We start from the raw sequence: 17696 nt of genomic DNA, 5'->3' as shown, positions 1-17696 counted from the left end.
AGGCCTGCCGCTAGCGTTCATCCTGAGCCAGGATCAAACTCTCCATTGTAGTGTTTACTTTTCAGGCTCTATCGCTAGAACCAATGTGTCCGTTCGACCCGTGGCCTTTTCCTTTTTTAATTCAAATTTGAATTGACGCGGTTGATATTAGAATCACCCGCTCGGATTACCTTAAATTTCTGTCTCAATCAATCTTTCAAAGAACTTTTCGAAAGGAACAGTCTTCCTTTCCGCAGCGTACCAGCCGGCACTCACCTTAAAGCCTATCACCAAAATGTTATACTACACTGTTTCGGGTGCTTCTCTAAGGGGATGCAAAGGTAGAAATTATATTTCACTTTGCAAGCGACAAGTCAGTTATTTGCTTCTGTGCATCCTCCCCTTTCCCGTAAATCAGGCAACTTAAAAAGCGCAACTGCTTCTGCAGCAAGCGGTAAAATCGCTGAAATATTTACTGTTTTTTTTTGCCATCTAGCGGTAGGCAGGTGGTAGCACAGCTCCTATCATGGATGCAGATCCATCCCTTCAGCACATGCGAGCACCCGGCTGCACGCAGGAAGACAAGCTTGTTGTTCGTCTGTGGGAATCCTAAGCGGGACCTGTAAGGGGAATGTGGGCTTCCTGCCCACGACTGCGTTTCGTGGACCTGGAAGACAAGGCAGGTAGCAACACCGCCCTCAGCTCGGGGACAGCACAGCCGGCGGTGGTCTTAGCTCAAATCCAGCGGTGGGCGCTTGTGTTCGATCGTCTCTTCAAAGCAGAGCGGCATTATACCTGAATAAAAACAAGCCGGCGTGTTGGTTCCAACGGGAAACAGATCCGTGGACCTGCGAGGATTACGCACTTTGCAACCCAGGGAAATAAAGTCGATTAGCCAGCGTTTGTGTACGCCATCTGGTTGGTGACAGCACAGAAACACAGATGCCTGCAGCAAGCTGATTTAATAAATAAAATCATAAATCATCTTTATATTTGCATAATAAACATGTTAATTTAGAGGACAACTGCTAAGCGTCCATATCAGCCCCCTTCCCTTGCCATGAAGATAAATGAAAAAGACATCCTTCCTCTTTTAAAAAACGACTACCTGGAAGTATGGCTGGGCGAGCCGGCAGGCATGGTGATCGTCAGGTGGCTGCAGCATCCATCCAGCGTCGAGCTCCGTTCAAACTGTTACCTGCTGGCAGAACTATTGCTGGACTGCGAATGCCGTTGGCTGCTCCATGATACGCGGACTATCCTCTACCTGGAACTGGCAGATCAGCACTGGCTGATGGAAGAACTGATCCCGCTGCTCAGCGCCACCGCCTTGGAGCTGCAGGCTTGCGTGGTCTCCCACATAAGCCTGGAACTCATGGACACGGATCGCCTGGTGAAGCATTTTTCCAAATACGCCGGTTCAACGCGTAAAGCGATCGAAACCCGGCTTTTCCTGGATACCGCCCGGGCACGAGAATGGCTGTTGTAAAAGGTATTCCCTGACAGGTATGAAAGCAACTCGTCCTGTTCCCAGAGGGACATGGGAGAATACGGTGGTTGTCTATTCGTAAGACTCCTCGGCAATAACACGTACATTTAGGTCATTGAAGCCTTGATGACCGCTCTTATTTCTGATCAGCTGCCTCATATGCACAATCGCAAGCTCTTATGCCTTTTTTGGTCAAAAGGGAGGTTACCTAGGAAAACGAAGGTCAGGCAAGGCCCAGGGCTTGGGTTGGTCTCCTTTGGCTAGCGGTATACCTCCCAGTCGATATAGTCCAGCAAGTAGGACGTGAATGCTATATTGACCAGTACCAGCAAAGCGAACAGCCATCCGAGCATTACTCCCCTCCTGTTCTCCCTCCCTGTCCATAAATCAACCGACTTACTGTCCCTGCGCCAAGGTCTCCTGTTCTCCAGCACGGTATAATTGACAAGGGTTAGGGAGAGTATGACCGCCCCAAAGACCGGCGCCTGTAAAGACGATGGCACCAATTCTTCCCTGACACTGACTGTATAATACACCAGGCAGGACAAAAGCAGCCAGATCTGCAGGACTTCGATGCCGTTCGAGACGCTCCTGTCGGACCCTCGTTTTGCTTCCCAAAGCAGGCTGCCGTCCACGCATCGCTGGAGCCTGTCAAAAAAATAGAATAATACGTTCATAAGCGACTTCATTCACCCATCCTTCGCCTGGCAGGCACGCGCCTGAACAGGCGAAGCGCCCATACAGCAGGGAGCAATTGATAAATTTCCAACAGGCACAGTGCCTGTTGCGTCATCGATTGATTACGCTTTCGCTGCAGCACTATGTTATTTTCTTTTCTTTGCAATGAGCTGCTGGAGGGCCGGCTCCAGTGCCAGCGCGTGCCCGTGGCCAAAGGTAACCAGGACGCGGTCATTCCGGTCATGGGCCTGTAGCATAACACAACAAGCGTTTCATCATGTCAATCGGTTGGGTGGCTGCCCGTCAGCCCGGGAGTGCGGGTTCCGGCCTGCTTTACTTATCAAAAGTGATGGTACTCCCTTCTTCTGAAAAGCCAGCTATGCCGGCATGCGCCAGGCTAAGCCGGAGGCCTGTGAGACTAGGTCCAGCCTTTTTGCGAAAGCACTTTCCAACATGGTCAAATAGGGTTTTGGCTTAAAGGCTACTTCCATTGCTGATCAGGAAAGCCTGTACTGCCTGATTTCTTTTCCCTCAAGCTACAACATGCATCCCGAACGGAATAACTTATTACACCAACCTGCCGAATGTCCATACAAACACCGCGATGGGCCCGCTTGAAACCGTTTCTGGCCCCCGGAAGCTCCGCCTGAAGGAAGGCACCCGCCTGAACGATACAAGGGCAGTTGCCGTTTAAGGCTTTATGCCTACTGTCCTGACCATACACGAGCTCCTCACCCAGCTGCATGATACCAAAGGTACTGTGCTGCAGGAGGCCCAGTATCAGGACAATGCCTACTGGCTCAATCTCAAGCAGCTGGAAACCCTCTTTGGCATTGACGTCATCCTATTGCACAGCTACCTGCGGACCCTATTCGCCAATGGCGAGCTAGAAGAGGCCGCGGTTATGCGCAGGTTCCGTACCAGCAAACAGGAGGGCAAACGCGTGGTGAGCCGGGAGCTGCTCTACTATCGGCTGGACGCCGTCATTACGCTGGGCTTTCGGGCCCAGTCCGCTCAGGCATCGGAATTTCGCAGGTGGATGACGAGCGTGATCAGTCGCTACATCGAACAGGGGTTCGTACTGGATGATGCCCGCCTGCAGGCAGCGGCATCCGGACAGGGAATACCTGAAAAATTGTTGGGGCGTTTCCGGGAAATTAAAGACAAGGCCAATCAGGGCTAGGCCAGGTAAGCAGTGACTCCCGCTTACCATTTTGTGACTGCCATACCGTCTGCCGACTTTACTCATTCCGAATTGGGCTCAGGTCCTAGCTCCAGTTTGATTTGAGGGGGTTAGGGAAGCAAGGGATCAGCGGCTTGCTTGTGAAGTGGATGTGCGACGCAGATCACGGCAGCATCCGGATGCTCTTTCTGCACCCAGAGGTGCCTGCCTTCCTTTTTATCGATCCGGCCAAAGACCCACCGGGGCGCTATGCTCCGAGGCACCACATGACAGGTTTTCTCCGCTGGCGCTTTGGTTTCTGAAAATAAACTTAGCTGCACTCCTCTCGCTTGCATGATCTGTTAAAAGTTTTGGGGCACCAGGGATTGGCCTTGGTAAGCCTCAACTGCTAGCCATGGCCCGCACCTACCCCTCCATCAAATATAGTTTAAATTCTATGTAACACCTAGCCCCTTGGCTCATTCTTCTGACCATTTCAGCCGAGCAGCGACGATGAAACTTCTGCACAGCGTAGGTATCAGGCTTGAGGGCCTCTCGGGGAGGCACTTCCATCAGCATGCACATAAGCCTTCCCTGATGCGTGCACCTGGCATTAATCAGGAACTTTGCTACCACTTACCTTTCACCTGCTCCACAAAGCCCATACAGGTGCATATCGTACCTTAGGCACCGTTTATGCGCCTGGATCAAGCAACCGTCATCATTCCCTACCCGCGCAACTCCAGCCTGTCCAGTTTTTTAGTTAAAAAACTGGACAGGCTGCTTCTACAATACATCGATATACCGGATATGAATTCCTGATTCAGTATAGAAGCTTAAAACACTATCTCCAGGCTGTCTGCTGTGCTATAGGTGAAGATGCCCTGCCCTCCCCGGATATTTGTAGGCAGGAGAACTGGCGCCTCAAAGGGATCCACGTTGGAGCGGGAGGCCTGCTGCAAGGCTCTTTGAAAGTGATAGTTCGCCGGTGTAATACGGTATACAATCACACGATAGGAACGTTCTCCGCGTGGGACCTCCAGACGAAACGTTATATCAGGGCTTTCAATACGGGAGTAGTCATAAAAAACCGACTTCCTTACCAGGTCACCTCCCCTCTCATATTCCAGGTAAATCCCATAAAAGCGATTGCTGGTGTTCGTGCCATGGGCACACTGCAGTACCAACTGTTGTCCGCTGACAGCCCACTTCGTGATGTTAATGGCTTCCACCAGTTCAGTAGCAGCCCAAAGCGTGTCTTTCCTGTCTTCAGAGATAATGCGCAGCCGCACAGAATCACCCGGCTGCAGGGACGGCATCCGGTAAGTGCTCACATAGTTCACCACCTTGCCGCGCTCCCTATCCGTGTAGTAGATGTTCTGAAGCGAAATCGTGGTATCAGGCAGCTCCAGCTCTGCCCTGGCGCGCCATACCAGTTGGAGTGACAGATCCTCCTGAAAACTATTCGAGCGCAACAGGCTGAGTTGGATGGGCTCTCCGGTTGAAAGGTAACTCTCCACAAACAGCTTATCCGGGCTTTTAGGAAAAACGATGTCTGCCTCTTCCTTCAGGGTACAGGCAGCGGCAAGCGGGAGCAGCAGCAGCAAGTAGCTTACAGATCGAAAGTGCATGTGTAACGGAGGCTTGGGGTAAGGGGTAACATGGATCTTTGTTTGGCCACTAGCTGGCCCGTGCCGTCTTCCTGCCGGATCACATCAAAGTACAGGAAGTAAGGATTCGCCTGGTTATAGGCATTGTAAATGCCAAAACTCCATTCCGAGGTACGCTTCTGGTGCTGCACCCTACGCGTCAGGCCGATGTCCAGCCGGTGCCGCAGCGGAGTCCGTACGTTATTTATCTGTTCAAACAAGGGTACCAGCCTTGGCTTTACGCCCGGGCTCATGCCCTGTGCGGGGATAATGCCCGTGGGGAAGGTATAGGGACTTCCTGACTGCAGGAACCACTGCCCGGTCAGCTGCCAATGCCGGGCGAAGGTATACCCTATGCTGGCATTGATTTGGTGCCGCGTGTCCTGCACCGGATAAGCCCATTCCACCAGCCCGCCCGCGTTGGCCACCGCCACCTGGCTGTAAGCCAATGTGTAATTGGTGGTCAGTGTCGCATGGCCAATGCTTGCCTGGTATTCCAGCTCCAGTCCGTAAGCCCTGCCGTCATGGGCCTCGAAGCGCCTTTCAAAATCCCGCAGCAGGGCGGTTCCATTGGCATAAAAAAGCTGCCCTGCCAACCAGCGAAAGTAGATACCGCCCGTAAGCCGGTGTTGGTGTAACTGCCTGCTCCAGGAAAGCCCTACCTGGTCTGATTGCTGCACGGGCATTTTCGCTGACGCCAGCCGCATGAAGTCAAAGGGCATGTTCACCCCCAGAATGTTGACCTGGTGGTGAAACTGGAAGGTGCGGTCATAATACACACCCGGTGCCCAGGCGGATTCGCTCAGCTGAACCCGCAGGCGGGGCGCCAGCAAGAAGCCCCGGTCATAACGGTAGAGACGCCCTCCTCCCGTGGCCGTGAAAGCCCCGAGCCTCAGTTGTGCCTTTGAAAAAAGTCCTCCCATCGTCAGCTTTTCCAGATTTGAATCGCCTAGGAGCAACCGGCTGTCCGCATCCTGCTGGGTAGCCTGCATGCCTGCCTGCATGTGCTGCAGAAATGCCCCAGCTTCCCAATAACCGTTCTTTCCCAGGGGCAGGCCCAGTAATAGGGTGGAAAAGGAACCTGTGGTCTCCTGGTTTACATTATCCTGCTCCTGGCGCTGATGCTGCATGGTGAAGGCGTACCTGCTGTAGCCCTGCGTGAGCTCCAGCCAGCCGGGACCGAGGGTCTGCTTCCAACGGGCTGACACCAGCCGGTTACCCCAGCCGGAAGCCAGGGAAAACCGATCCGTCGTGCCGTCATACTGGTCCTGGCTACCAAAAAGGGCAAGGGACAGGCTGCCGTTCCGAAACCTGGTGAAGGTCTGCAGGTTGAGGTCGCTGAAGGCATAGTCCGGCAGCGTGTTGCTGTTTTCACTCGCTCCATGCAACTGCCGATACGCTTTTGCCAGCAGTTGGTAATAAGAGGACTTTGCCTTGAAATATACGTTGGTTTTAGCGCCCGGAAACTGGCGCTGGTAAGAAGCCTCGGAGCTCAATATGCCGACACCCAGTTTTAACTGATGCCGCTCGACCGTTTCTGCCCTGGGCTCCGATTGCAGGTAGGCCGAGAGCCAGGCGCCCTCACGGGCAGTGAACCCGCCCGTGGTCAGTGTGACCGACGAGTACGCGTCCGGATCCAGGGAGCTGTTGATGCCGAGCAAATGGGCCGCATTGAAAATAGGCGTGCCCTGCAGGAGCACCGCCGTCTGGGCGTTGCTGCCCCCCCGCACAAAGAGCCCTGTCTGCGTCTCCCCTGTCTGCAAGACGCCCGGCCGAAGCTGCATGGCCTTGATCAGGTCAGCCTCCCCGAGCGGCTTGGCCATGTTGTCCAGCTCTTTTCTGCTCAGCTTTGCCGCCTCCGTGCCCGATCGGGAGAGCTGGGTGGCCGCCGTGATTTCAACTTCAGCCAGACCAAAGGTCCTTGGTTTTAAATAAACCGTTACCAGTCCCTCCTGATCCACGGCCAGCGTGGTATCCTGGTAGAGCAGATGACTCAGGCTGATCTGGACATGCTTGCCACCTTCCGGCCTGGCAGGTATGCTGAAAGCACCGTGGGCATCGCTGTATACCAGTGTGTCAGATGTGCGGAGCAGCACCTGAGGGACAGGCTGTTTGCTCTGTTCATCATAGACATGGCCCCCCACCTGACCGTACAGCCCGAGCGGAAAAAGGAGGAAGAAGAAAAAAAAGGCCGGAAACCGCATAGCAGAAAAAGCCCTCTGCTGTGACAGAGGGCTTCCGTTAATGTTACTTCGCTCTGACTTTGTATTTGAGCACCACCTCCAGGTTAGCACTGAAGGCATCATGCACATCAGTAAAAGAAGCATCCATTTTCATGCGGCGCGGATAGCCGTATTCATCAAACTCCTTGTACTCCATGTTGGCAAAAGCATATGAGTTGGGTCTGGTAGCACGCTTCAGGGCATTGACGATCTTGTATCCTTCTAGTTCCGGTACCAGGGCCTGCACCGTATTGCCCAGGAAGTTCTTAAAGGCATAATCATACTCCAGCATGGCGATCTTGCGCAGCCCGGCCTCCTGCAATAGCTTTTCGACAGGCCTGTATTCTCCTGTCGGTGGATCCAGCTTCCAGGTATAACTGTAAACGGCAGGTTCCCAGGCCCAAATCTCCAGCGGGTTGCCATTTTTGTCGTACACCGCCTTTTGCACTTCCTGCGTGCTGCCATCGGCATAGGTGCGGACGATCGATACCAGGCGGTTCTCCTTGTTGTAGTGGTAGGTTTCCACGCGTCCATCCGCTACCCAGCTGCCCTTATCGTTCCTGAAAAAAGACCTGGTGGACTTCACCAACCCAAGACTGTTGTATTCGTAACTGATGTAGCTGGTAGCCGGGGCGCTCGTTGCGTCTCCTTTGTAGGACTTCAGCACACGCCCCTGTGGGTCTGTTTCTAAGTCTACAGTGTGGGTTCTTAAAATATCTCCTGCATTGACATTAGGTAGCATCGTCACAATGCGTTCCAAGGCATACACCTTGCCCGACTCCGTTTGATCAAGCGAAGTGTAATAGTAATACTGGTTATCCCCTACTTTCCGGATGACCGTGTAGCTGTCAGATTCCGGGTTGCTTGTTGGAATCAGTATACAAATGGATGTTTTGGTATACTGGTGCTGGTTGTCACGGGAATTCGTGTGACGGTAATGACTGTAGGTACCGTCCCCGTTTGCTTCCAGAAAGCTGTAATTCCGATACTGGCCAAAGGTTACTTGTGATACATGGTTTTCACGCACATACTCATATATATACTCCTCTGTTCGGTCCGATAAAGCGTAGGTTTTATGCGTGTAACGGTTTAGCACACCATTTGCATAGTTTTTGGAAAGATCAAAGGCCTTGCGTATTTGCATCTGCTCCGCCCGGTAACTTTCCAGGAAAGTGAGCTGGTAGCTATCATTGTAGGTGGCTTTGATGATCGGCACAGCACCCAAGAGGGCCTCCTCGATAAACAGGCGACCATTCGTATCACCCACCAGGACGGCTTTCCAATCCGTACCGTTATCAAATATTTTAAATTCGGACACCTCTCCGTTTGTGAGCTTGATCGTCAGGATCCCGGACTGCTCGCTGTAAGTGATGCTTTCAATGCCGGTGCCGCTTTGCGTTCCGATGCTGCCTTTGATCGCTTCGGTGTAAGGCAGGGTTTGGGATGTCCCGTTGCTGTAGACCACCACCAGGTTTTCTCCCTCCTTCTTGATGTCCACTACGGTTTTCCCCTTCTCGGCGATCAACTCTTTCTCCAGGCGGTCCACCTCGCCTTGCAAATCACTGTCTTTCTCACAGCTGGAGAACAATGCCAGGCAGCCAAGTGCCAGTACGCTAATCCTTTTTGCTATCATTATAAAATTAAAGTTGTTTGTTTTCGTCTCGAAACCCGCCTGACGCAGTAGTAAAAATTTAATAATGCTGCAAATTTATATTGTTTTTCACTTATATAGGAGCTTTTATATGTAATATTTGGAAAGGGTTCATTTCTAATCAATTAGTGTGCGCTGCTTCTTACTAGCCTCGCTCCTTGCTGTTGTATCACCCCATAAAAAAGGAAGGCCAGCCTTATCTGCTCCTTCCTTTCTCAAATCACCAGTTTATCCTTGGGTTTTGGAGTTTGTTATTTCACTTTATATCCATCGAGATGCTCAGCTGGCGAAATTTTGGGAGCAGATTGCTCCTTACAGTTAAGTAACACGCTACTGTAGCACACTGCGCTTAAATTATATTATTTCTAACACACCGCATCCGAGATGTTCATCCCCTTATTAGCATAGATCTAGCAGAGCCATATAATATCTATTAAAATAAATATAGTAAAAGTTGCAATATTGACTTAATTTAATTAGAATTATAAAGAGAAAAGTCCTATACCCATTACTTATATACCTCCTATTCGATGACACCGCTAGAAGTTGAATTCATTTACTCCCCCTCCCTTAATTTCGCGATGCAACAAAACCACGTCACCGTGGTTCGTAAGATACTGGTTAAGAACACTGGCGAGAGCGACGTCCAGAATATCAGCATAGGGCTAATTAGCGATCCGGATTTTGTTACCCCTTGGGAGCACCAGGTCGATGTCCTAAAAGCAGGGGAAAGTTTTGAACTCGATGCTGTGCACTTGAAAGTGTCATCCTCCTACCTGTCCAATCTGACAGAGCGGGTCTCGGGGAATTTCACGCTCACTCTTACAGCGGATGGCAGCACGCTCTACACAGGTAATTACCCCGTAGCTGTTTTGGCCTACGACCAGTGGGGCGGGGCGGCTGTGCTCCCAGAAATGCTGGCCGCTTTTGTGACGCCCAATCATGCGCAGGTTTCCAGGATCATCTCACAGGCGGCTACTATCCTCGAGAGATGGACAGGAAGCCCGTCTTTTGATGAATACCAAAGCCGGAACCCGGACAGAGTGCGCAAGCAGATGGCTGCCCTGTACGAAGCTATTGCAGGTCTGGAAATCGTTTACTGCAGTGTACCCGCCAGCTTTGAGGAAGACGGTCAGCGCATTCGCATGTGTGACACTATTTTCACTCACAAGCTTGCCAACTGCCTGGACATCTCCCTACTCTATGCCGCCTGTCTGGAGGCAGTTGGCATTCGTCCCCTTCTGGTCCTGATTAAAGGCCATGCCTTTGTCGGAGGCTGGCTAATCGAAGAATCCTTCGCCGACCCGGTCAATGATGATCCTTCCTTGCTGACAAAGCGAACGGCCGACGGCATTAATGAGATCGTGTTGGTGGAAGCTGTTAGTATGAATGCAGGAAGGCCTGTATCGTTCGATGCTGCGGTTTCGGCGGCCAATCTGCATATGAAACGGGATGATGAGTTCAGCTTGTTCATAGACATTCAGCGCACCCGTTTCAGCGGCATCAGGCCTTTACCGCTCAGGGTGCACAGCGCAGATGGCTGGGAAATTATCCAGGAGCCACCACTGAAAGAGCGCAAAAGCGATGCCCCTGAAACATTAACCGCCGGCATTGAAGTGCAGGAGGTAGACCAGGTCAAAGTCTCCAAGCAGCGTCTTTGGGAGCGCAAGCTCCTGGACCTGACGCTTCGCAACAATCTCCTCAACATCAGGCTGACCAAGAGTACCCTGCAGTTAATGACCATGAACCTGGGCCACTTTGAGGACAGCCTGGCCGATGGAAAGGAGTTCCAGATTCTTCCCAAGCCTGCTGACTGGGAGAACTCGCTGCGAAACACGGGTATTTACCAGGCGCTCCACCAGTCCGATCCCGTGGCAGACCTGGTCAGGCATGAGTTTACGCAGAAGCGGCTTCGCTCCTACCTCACTGAAACCGAGCTGCAGCACAGTCTCACTAACATCTACCGGAGCTCCCGACAGGCAATCGAGGAGAACGGAGCCAACACGCTCTACGTCGCCCTCGGTCTGCTGAAGTGGTATGAGACGCCGGCCAGTGAGCGTCCGCGCTACGCCCCTATCCTGCTCCTGCCGGTTGAAATCATTCGCAAGTCCGCGCAGAAAGGCTATGTGATACGCAGCCGGGAAGAGGAGACGATGATGAACATCACGCTGCTGGAAATGCTGCGCCAGGACTTCGGTATCCAGATTGGGGGGCTGGAGAATCTCCCAAAAGACGAAAGTGGCGTGGATGTGAAGCTTGTTTTCAACATCATCCGGAAAGCCATTATGTCCCATACCCGGTGGGATGTAGAAGAGCAGGCACTCCTGGGCACTTTCTCTTTCAGTAAGTTCATCCTCTGGAATGACATACATCACAATGCCGACAAGCTCAGCGAGAACAAAATTGTCAAGAGCCTTATCACCGGCATGCTGGCCTGGCAACCCGAAACGATCCCCACGGTAAAGGCACTGGACACGGAACTGCATCCGACCGAGGTCGCCCTTCCCATCAGTACGGATTCTTCACAGCTCGAGGCCATCCTCAGTTCCGCGCAGGGGAAAAGCTTTGTGCTGCACGGCCCTCCCGGCACCGGGAAGTCCCAGACCATTACCAACATCATCGCAAATGCCCTGTATGCCGGGAAGAAGGTACTCTTCGTTTCCGCCAAGAAAGCTGCGCTCGAAGTAGTAGAGAATCGCCTGGAATCCATTGGCATCGGCGCCTTCTGCCTGGAACTTCACTCCAACAAGTCTAAGAAGTCAGCCGTGCTGGAGCAATTAAAACGGGCCTCGGAAATCAGCCGCAAAGTATCACCTCAACACTTTGAGGCGGAAGCTGAGCGTCTCCTGGCCACGCGTACGGAGCTCAATGACTACGTGCAGGCCCTCCACAAACAGCATGGATTTGGCTTCTCCCTCTTTGAAGCCTTCTCTCAGTACAGCCAACTGGGCCAGGTGCCGGATGGCCTTACTTTCACGCCGGCGCAACTGGCAACCCTGACGCCCTCTCAGCTCACGGAATGGCAGGATATCGTGGACCAGGTCCAGGTAATAGGCTCCGTAGGCGGGCACCCCTACCAGCACCCGCTGGAGGCGGTAAAGGTAAAGCAGTATGCCCAGCAGCTAAAGAGCGATGCACGGCAGCTGATCAATGGCTACAGAGACCTGCTGCTACAATACCAGGAAACGGTGGCCTCTGTATCCCCTATCCTGAAATTAAACACACCACTCCTGCGAAGGGAAGAGGCAGAAGCTCTGGCTCAAATGACAATACTCTTCCTCCGCCTGCCCGATATTCCCGCCTCCTTGCTGCAGGTAGAACACCTGGAGCAAAGCCTGTCCCAGGTAATCGGCCTGGCAGCGCATGGCAAGAAGCGCGATGCCTTCAAGCAACAGTTGCTGCAGCGGTTCAGCAAATCCATTCTTACGTTTCCCGCCGAACAGACCCTACAGGCCTGGACAATAGCCGACCAAAAGTGGTTTCTCCCTAAATTCCTGAAACAGGCTTCTCTTGCCAAGGAACTAAAAATGCTCAGCCTAACAGGCAATTTAGCAAAGCAGGAAGTCCCCGAAGTACTGAAGCAAATCATCGCCTACCAGGCCGAGCAGGAACCACTCGAAAAGGCAACCCACCTCCCACAACTGTTGGGCTTTCTGTGGCAGCAGGAGACCTGTGACTGGGATAACCTGATTGAAATAGGCAATACCCTCATTGCCATCAACCGTCATGGAATCACGCTCCATAGCGCCTCCAGGTCCAAGGAGTGGCGCCATGCCCTGGCCGGCGAATTTGGAGAGGGAAGCAAAGCTTACTTTGCCTCCCATGAAAGCGCGTTGCAAGACTTTCACCAGCTCTTTCAAGAGATCAAACAAAAAGAAAGCGCGCTGCAGCAACTATTGGGGATTGAGGTTAGCGCTCTCAAGATCGAAGATCCTGACTGGCTGCTGAATAGCCTTGCCTATACCAACAGGTGGCTGAGTGCCATTGACGGGGTAAGGGACTGGATCAACTGGCTGCAAATACGGGAAAGGGCGCTCGCTATAGGTTTGGAGCCGCTCATTACCTTTTATGAAAACGGTGGCATCACCACCGAGGAAATAGGGCTTTGCTTCAGGAAGGGTCTTTACCGTTCCTGCGCGTCCTACATCATTGATCAGGAACCGCAGCTCTCCGCTTTTAACGGGAAGCTATTCGAAGAGCAGATCAAGAAGTTTAAGGAACTCAGCAGGAGCTTTGAGCAGCTGACCCGTGAGGAGCTGTACGCCCTCCTCGCTTCCAGAATACCCTCCTTCGCACAGGAGGCCTCCCAGAGCTCTGAGATAGGGATCCTGCAGCGCAACATCCGAAACAATGGCCGGGCGACTTCTATCCGGAAGCTGTTCGACTCCATTCCGAACCTGTTGCCACGCCTGAGCCCGTGCATGCTCATGAGCCCCATCTCGGTGGCCCAGTACTTCGATGTCAACTCCACGAAGTTCGACCTGGTGGTTTTTGACGAAGCTTCCCAAATGCCCACCTGTGAAGCGGTCGGAGCGATTGCCCGGGGTACCAGCGTGATCGTAGTCGGGGACCCCAAGCAGATGCCACCTACCAGCTTCTTCGGGTCCAACGCCCTGGATGAGGACAATATTGAACTGGAGGACCTGGAGAGTATCCTCGATGACTGCCTGGCTTTGTCCATGCCGTCCCACTACCTGCTCTGGCACTACCGAAGTAAGCACGAAGGCCTGATCGCTTTCAGTAATGCCAAGTACTATGACAACCAGCTGCTCACCTTCCCTTCCACGGATGACATCACCACCAAGGTGCAGCATGTGGCAGTCGAAGGCTACTATGACAAAGGGAAGACCCGTCAAAACCAGGAGGAAGCGAAAGCCATCGTCGACGAAGTCATTCAGCGCCTGTCAGATCCGGTATTGGCGCAACGGAGTATCGGCATTGTCACGTTCAGCGTGGTGCAGCAAAACCTGATCGAGGATCTGCTCAACGAGGTCTTCAAGGCAAGGCCTGAGCTGGAGGCGATTGCCCTGGAAAGCGAGGAGCCCCTGTTCATCAAGAACCTGGAAAACGTACAGGGCGACGAACGCGACGTTATCCTGTTCTCCATCGGATATGGACCTGACAAACACGGCAAGGTAAGCCTCAACTTCGGGCCCATTAACCGCGAAGGTGGCTGGCGTCGCCTGAATGTGGCCGTATCCAGAGCTCGCTATGAAATGAAGGTTTTCTCCACCCTGCGCTCCGACCAGATTGACATCACGCGTACGGCTTCGGAAGGCGTGGCAGGCCTCAAGGCTTTCCTGGCCTACGCCGAGAAAGGCAAGTCGGCGCTGCCTGGCCGCTCTGTGCTTCCGGTGGGCAGGGAGGCCTCATTCGAGCAAATGTTGGCCGAGGAAATCAGGAAGTTTGGCTACCAGGTGCACACGGCCATTGGCTGCTCCGACTATAAGGTAGACATCGGCGTGGTGAACCCAGCCAACCCTGCCGAGTATATCCTGGGTGTGCTCTGCGATGGCCATAGCTACTTCAGTGCCAAGACCTCCCGGGACCGTGAGATCGTGCAGGCCGATGTACTGCGGCTCCTTGGCTGGAACATACACAAAGTGTGGTCGATGGACTGGTGGGAAAACCCACAGAAGACGATCGGCGATATCCTCTCGGCCATTAAACAAGCAGAGGAGCAAAAAGACACGACCCTTCACCCTCCTGTTGCGATGAGGCATCAGCGCAATGTACCACAGCCCTCCGGAGAGCTGGTGTTCAACGGCACTGTTCCCAGCCCGTCTCCGTTCATGGAAGAAGCCGGGGATGGAGCTAACGGAGTCGCTTGCGCCACCGCTGCACTCCCCTATGAAGTGTGCCAGCTGGAACCTGTTTTGACCAGTTCATCCGAAGATTTCCTGCAGCCTGGCAATCGGGCTACGATTGCCCAGCAGATCATGCAGGTGCTCAGCATCGAATCCCCCATCAGCCAGAACCTGCTGAGCAGGCGCGTGCTGGCCGCCTGGGGAATAGCGCGCAACGGAGCCAGAGTGAATGCGCACCTGGAAAGCCTTTTTGCGGAGCTGCCCATCAAAAGGACACAGCTGGGGAAAAACTTGATGCTGTGGAAAGAAGAGCACGCGCCTGATACCTATGCTTCTTTCAGACTAAGTGAAGAAGAAACCCAGAAAAGAGAGGCGGATGATTTGCCGCCGGAAGAGATCGCAAACGGTATACGGGAGGTCCTGCTCAACCAGATCAGTCTTCCGAAAGCTGAGTTGATCCGCGAGACCTCCAGGCTCTTCGGCTATGCCCGCTTAGGGGCTAATGTGGAAATGGCCATGGCCTCTGGCATTGCACAGGCACTCAGACAAGGTTATGCCGTGGAAGAGAATGAAAGGCTGGTTTTAGCAGATTAGACCATAATACACCATTTAAGGCAAGAAGCCGCTCCAAATTGAGAGCGGCTTCTTGCTTTTACATATTTCCCATACATACCGCTATGGTTTTGATGCTATTCCCCATAAGCCAGCCCCTTCATGCGTTGTGTGCTAAAACCCATCTGAAAGTCAGCAGCACATGTGGCCCTCGCGTGGCCTAGCTACAGACTCTTGAGAACAGCATAAAGGCAACACCCTTGATGGAAAGTAACTAATAACCGATCAGCTGCCGAGGCATCCCAAGCTTTACATGCATCTTTTGGAGTGCCTGTTTACCGCGCAGCGCTCGATTTAGATGAACCAATTGCATCTTGGCTAATGTGTGCTCCAGGATTTCGGTATACAAATCCCAATGTTGTGCCTTGTTGTAAACCCAGAAGTTCTTGCGGTGTTGCCGCGCTTCCTGAGGGGTCATGGCTTTATACTCTTAGTAATACTTGGGGCACGTCTATATTCTTGGAACAGGGTATCCCTGTTGCCATTAGCGAGGATCTACCCTGATGTTCCAATTGACACTTGCTAGTCTATCTTTGATTTGCTTCAGTGTGCTCAATACGGCTTGTTCATCAGGCAAGCTCCCATAAACCAGGTTTTTGAAATCCCCATTGTAAACCGCTTTCAATTCATGCCAGATTGAGTCAATCTCTTTAAAGACCAATGCTTCAACTGGTTTATTATTAAGCCATAGATTATTGTTTTTGAAACTGATGACATCATCGTTTGCCACCTTCAACAACATCTCATCAAAAGCGGGAGAGTTTATAAATTCATTGAACTCCTTTTGCTGTAAAAGCTGGTGTAGGTCATAAGTATGCCTGACTTTCTTCTTTAAATCTTCTAGCGGGTTATCGCTGTAAGAAAAGCGAACCAAGCTCATAATCTTCTCGCAGATCGTTCTGACAGGCTCCAACACAATCAGCTCAAATGGCAGTAATCCATTTGCTGCAGCCATACTAGGCTGTCCGTTGTTGAGCATCATATTCCCGACAAAAGAGACAATACTTTTGGAAGTATAAGGTTCAGAATAACCCAACCAGGTTGTCTCCAGCACAATGACATCCCGTACCTGCCCGTAATTTCCTTCAATTATCTTATTGTAGGTGTGTGCTGTCTTGCGATTCATTCCCATTTTGCGGGTAACGCCTTCTATGGCTACTTCAGGTAGTTCTGCCTCAATAACACTACTCACAGCCTTCAGCTTGGACTTCAGTTTTGCCGCTGTCTCACCCTCCCGCTTTAACAGCACCATATCGATGTCTTCTGAGAACCGGTCGATCATCTGGTAGCATTTCGATAGGGCCGTCCCTCCTTTGAAGACAGTGTCTTTCCCTATTTCACTCCTGAAAATGGTGAACAAGGCAAAAGTTACCCAATAATCCTTCTCCACATAAACAGCGGGTATTTGCATTTGGTCGGCCGTAAACTGCACCGCCTGCCGAAAGAGAGTTCTATCTTGATGCAGCTTCATACTATGTTCCATTTCCTAGCGGTGCTCAGCACATTTGCAACGCCAGTCAGTTTATATTTTGTAATGGGGTTCAACGATTTGTATAATGGTGTTGTGATAACCTGTTTTTCAATCTCGTCCAGTAAAGCGCCAAGGAGGGCTCTGGTAGCCGGCGGATATTTCAGGGCCAACCTGACCATGGTACTTTTATCTTCTATGGATAAGCTTTTTAAGATAACCAGCAGCCTCTTACAGGCTATTGCAATACTTGAATCGGGAATTTTCCTGATGTAGCGGATGGCATCCAGTAGCTGAAGTAAGGGAATATACTCTTTCGTGATAATGTTTTTTTGCTTGACAAAGGAGATGGTATACCTTCCTCTCTTGAAAGCGGGCCGCACATCGTTTTTCCCGATCTGGATGGTGTTGCTTACCTGAGTGGTAAGGCCCAACTGGTTATAAATACTATAGCCTGTTAGGTAGCCAGTTGGCTTCCCATCGTCTTCCAGGAGGTCTTTTACGACCTGCGCCTCTCTGGGCTGAAGTTCTCCGAATGGTGTCTGCTCGGGCTTGTAGTATTTCCCTTTGCTCAGCTTGGCTATTCTGCCTGCTCCTGCCATCCTGTTAAGCGCTTTTATAACCGCCTCTTTCTTATCCACCTGTGTCATAAAGTCAGCATAGGTGAATATGTATCCCTTTGGAAGCCTATCTATTGTAGATGCTATGTAGTCAGTTATTTTCATAGGTATATTAGCACTTCAAAGATAACAAAATGTCCAGTTTTTTAATTAAAAAACTGGACATTTTAACCAAAAATAGGTATACCTACCGGTTATATCCTTGTAATCTAACTTCGCAAGCTACTTAAAACCAAAAGGAGAAATATTATGCTTCTGGTAGAGGTACCTGGTATACCTGCCTTCAGAAAATGTTGAGAGTCTATTGAATTTCAAATAAACTTAGGCTTTATAGACAAAAACGTATTGTTAGCTATTAT

General features: G+C 51.7%; 12 protein-coding genes. 5 read left to right on the top strand and 7 right to left on the bottom strand.

Going from position 1 to position 17696, the window contains the following annotated elements; translation table 11 throughout:
* Window positions 1-610: 610 nt before the first annotated feature.
* Both AC5FXQ_RS14005 and AC5FXQ_RS14000 read left to right on the top strand, forming a co-directional pair.
* Window positions 611-778, top strand: a complete 168-nt coding sequence (locus tag AC5FXQ_RS14005; RefSeq protein WP_493603050.1) for a hypothetical protein — start codon at window positions 611-613, stop codon at window positions 776-778.
* Between the two features lie 261 nt (window positions 779-1039).
* On the top strand, window positions 1040-1468 hold the full coding sequence (locus tag AC5FXQ_RS14000) for a hypothetical protein (protein ID WP_493603049.1): 429 nt from the start codon (window positions 1040-1042) through the stop codon (window positions 1466-1468).
* A gap of 260 nt (window positions 1469-1728) precedes the next feature.
* On the opposite strand, the gene AC5FXQ_RS13995 is transcribed toward AC5FXQ_RS14000, so the two are convergent.
* Window positions 1729-2145: a hypothetical protein gene (locus AC5FXQ_RS13995; RefSeq protein ID WP_493603048.1), complete on the bottom strand. Its 417-nt coding sequence runs from the start codon at window positions 2143-2145 to the stop codon at window positions 1729-1731.
* 701 nt (window positions 2146-2846) lie between these two features.
* Between AC5FXQ_RS13995 and rhuM the strand changes: the two genes are divergently transcribed.
* Both rhuM and AC5FXQ_RS13985 read left to right on the top strand, forming a co-directional pair.
* Window positions 2847-3329 carry a RhuM family protein gene (rhuM, locus tag AC5FXQ_RS13990; RefSeq protein ID WP_493603047.1) on the top strand — a complete coding sequence of 161 codons (483 nt, stop codon included), beginning with the start codon at window positions 2847-2849 and terminating at the stop codon, window positions 3327-3329.
* Window positions 3330-3469: 140 nt separating this feature from the next.
* Window positions 3470-3631, top strand: a complete 162-nt coding sequence (locus tag AC5FXQ_RS13985) for a hypothetical protein (protein WP_493603046.1) — start codon at window positions 3470-3472, stop codon at window positions 3629-3631.
* 513 nt (window positions 3632-4144) lie between these two features.
* On the opposite strand, the gene AC5FXQ_RS13980 is transcribed toward AC5FXQ_RS13985, so the two are convergent.
* From AC5FXQ_RS13980 to AC5FXQ_RS13970, 3 genes are read right to left on the bottom strand one after another with little or no spacing between them, the layout of a single operon-like run.
* Window positions 4145-4939 (bottom strand): DUF4249 family protein, encoded by a 795-nt coding sequence (locus AC5FXQ_RS13980; RefSeq protein WP_493603045.1) that lies wholly within the window; start codon window positions 4937-4939, stop codon window positions 4145-4147.
* Window positions 4921-7161 carry a TonB-dependent receptor gene (locus AC5FXQ_RS13975; protein ID WP_493603044.1) on the bottom strand — a complete coding sequence of 747 codons (2241 nt, stop codon included), beginning with the start codon at window positions 7159-7161 and terminating at the stop codon, window positions 4921-4923. The genes AC5FXQ_RS13980 and AC5FXQ_RS13975 overlap by 19 nt, the downstream gene beginning before the upstream one ends.
* 43 nt (window positions 7162-7204) lie before the next feature.
* On the bottom strand, window positions 7205-8812 hold the full coding sequence (locus AC5FXQ_RS13970; RefSeq protein ID WP_493603043.1) for a hypothetical protein: 1608 nt from the start codon (window positions 8810-8812) through the stop codon (window positions 7205-7207).
* A 548-nt stretch (window positions 8813-9360) separates the two neighbouring features.
* On the opposite strand from AC5FXQ_RS13970, the gene proA reads away from it, so the two are divergent.
* Window positions 9361-15231: an anti-phage protein ProA gene (gene proA / locus AC5FXQ_RS13965; RefSeq protein ID WP_493603042.1), complete on the top strand. Its 5871-nt coding sequence runs from the start codon at window positions 9361-9363 to the stop codon at window positions 15229-15231.
* Window positions 15232-15463: 232 nt separating this feature from the next.
* Here proA and AC5FXQ_RS13960 read toward each other — a convergent pair whose 3' ends face one another.
* The 3 genes from AC5FXQ_RS13960 to AC5FXQ_RS13950 all read right to left on the bottom strand — a co-directional run bounded on the left by AC5FXQ_RS13960 (window position 15464) and on the right by AC5FXQ_RS13950 (window position 17442).
* Complete coding sequence (locus AC5FXQ_RS13960; protein ID WP_493603041.1) at window positions 15464-15667, bottom strand: hypothetical protein; 204 nt, start codon at window positions 15665-15667, stop codon at window positions 15464-15466.
* Window positions 15668-15733: 66 nt separating this feature from the next.
* On the bottom strand, window positions 15734-16720 hold the full coding sequence (locus tag AC5FXQ_RS13955) for a nucleotidyl transferase AbiEii/AbiGii toxin family protein (RefSeq protein WP_493603040.1): 987 nt from the start codon (window positions 16718-16720) through the stop codon (window positions 15734-15736).
* Window positions 16717-17442, bottom strand: coding sequence for a DUF6088 family protein (locus tag AC5FXQ_RS13950; protein ID WP_493603039.1), 726 nt, complete (start codon window positions 17440-17442; stop codon window positions 16717-16719). Before AC5FXQ_RS13950 ends, AC5FXQ_RS13955 begins: the two co-directional genes overlap by 4 nt.
* Between the last annotated feature and the right edge of the window lie 254 nt (window positions 17443-17696).

The sequence above is a fragment of the Pontibacter sp. LHS1 genome, from assembly GCF_058932855.1.
The sequence above is the reverse complement of the archived record's forward strand: the minus strand, read 5'-3'. Positions and strand labels throughout refer to the sequence as shown.